We start from the raw sequence: 1,362 nt of genomic DNA, 5'->3' as shown, positions 1-1,362 counted from the left end.
CCCCCGCACAGCCGACAAGTCAGCGCCCACAGAAACCCCACGCCGCCGCCCACAGAAACCCCGTCACCCCCGCCGAGACCTCACGCGAACTCCCGCGGCAGCCTCACGTGGACTCCCGTACCACCAGTCGGCACGGCACCGTGTGAACGCCCGGCACCGGCCCCGAGTCGATGGCCTCCAGCAGCTTCAGCGCGGCGATCCGGCCGATCTCCGTGAGGTTCATGTCGATCGTGGTGAGCGGCGGGCGGCAGGCCAGCGCCATGGTGTCCCAGTTGTCGTAGCCGACGACGGCGATCCGTCCGGGCACCTCGATGCCGCGCTCGCGCAGCGCGTCCGCCACCCCGCGCGCGATCTGGTCGTTGCCGCAGAAGAAGGCGTCGGTGTCGGGTGCCATACGCAGGACCGCGTCGGCGGCGCGGCGCCCCCACGCCTCGCTCCACTCGCCGAAGTGGACGCGCCCGCCGGCGAGCTCCAGCGAGGAGCGGGCGAGCAGGTCGAGGGCGTGACGGGCGCGGTCGCGGGCCGCGGCATGGTGTTCCGGGCCGGTGACATGGGCGATACGGGTGCGCCCGGTGGCCATCAGGTGCTCGACGGCGAGACGGGCGCCGCCCCGGTCGTCGGAGGCGACGGAGGTGTCGGCGGGGTCGGTGGACGGGGAGAGCGCGTAGACGATAGGGATGCCGTCGACGCCCTGCAGGGACGGCCGCGGGTCGGTGCGGCGGCCGGTGACGATGATGCCGTCCACCCGCCGGTCCATGAGATTGCGCAGATGGTGCTGTTCCCGGATGGTGTCGCCCCGGGTGTCGCACAGGAGCACGGAGATCTTCCCGGCGCCGAGCGCGTCCTCGGCGCCGAGCAGCACGGGCGTGCTGAAGCGCCCGATGCCGTCGGTCGTCATCAGACCGACCGTCCAGCTGCGCCCGGTGTGCAGGCTCTGCGCGTGCTGGTTGGGCCGGAAGCCGAGCTCCTCCACGGCGTCGAGCACCCGCTGCCGGGTCTCCGGGCGCATCCTGCCGCTACCGCTGAGCGCCTTGGAGGCCGTGCCCACGCTGACACCGGCGAGCGCGGCGACGTCGGCGAGCTTCGCCCGGCCTGCAGAGGGGGAACGCGGAGCGGCTTCGGTCACGAGCAATCCTTTTCTCAATCGTCGTCCCTCTCGGGTTCGGCGCCGTCCATGGTGTCAGGCGGCCCGCTGGAGTGCCAGTCCGTGAGCAACCAGAGAAACACTGCGCAGACCTCTTGACCGGGATCCCCCGACTGCCCTCTACTCATCGGCGAGGAAAACGGTTGCGCACACCGTTGCCCAGCCCCGGTCGCTCCCCCGCCTTCGACCTCTCGGAGAGCCATGCCCCGCACCAACTC

Annotated in this window: 1 protein-coding gene; it reads right to left on the bottom strand. The window is 71.9% G+C overall.

What is annotated here, in order from left to right:
• Positions 1 to 103: 103 nt before the first annotated feature.
• A complete protein-coding gene (locus GRC12_RS44485) occupies positions 104 to 1,126 on the bottom strand; it encodes a LacI family DNA-binding transcriptional regulator (RefSeq protein WP_208786102.1) in 1,023 nt (340 codons plus the stop codon).
• Positions 1,127 to 1,362: the final 236 nt, after the last annotated feature.

It is taken from the genome of Streptomyces griseorubiginosus (assembly GCF_017614965.1).
In the GTDB taxonomy this organism is placed as follows: domain Bacteria; phylum Actinomycetota; class Actinomycetes; order Streptomycetales; family Streptomycetaceae; genus Streptomyces; species Streptomyces griseorubiginosus_B.
This window is presented reverse-complemented; position numbering and strand designations above follow the sequence as displayed.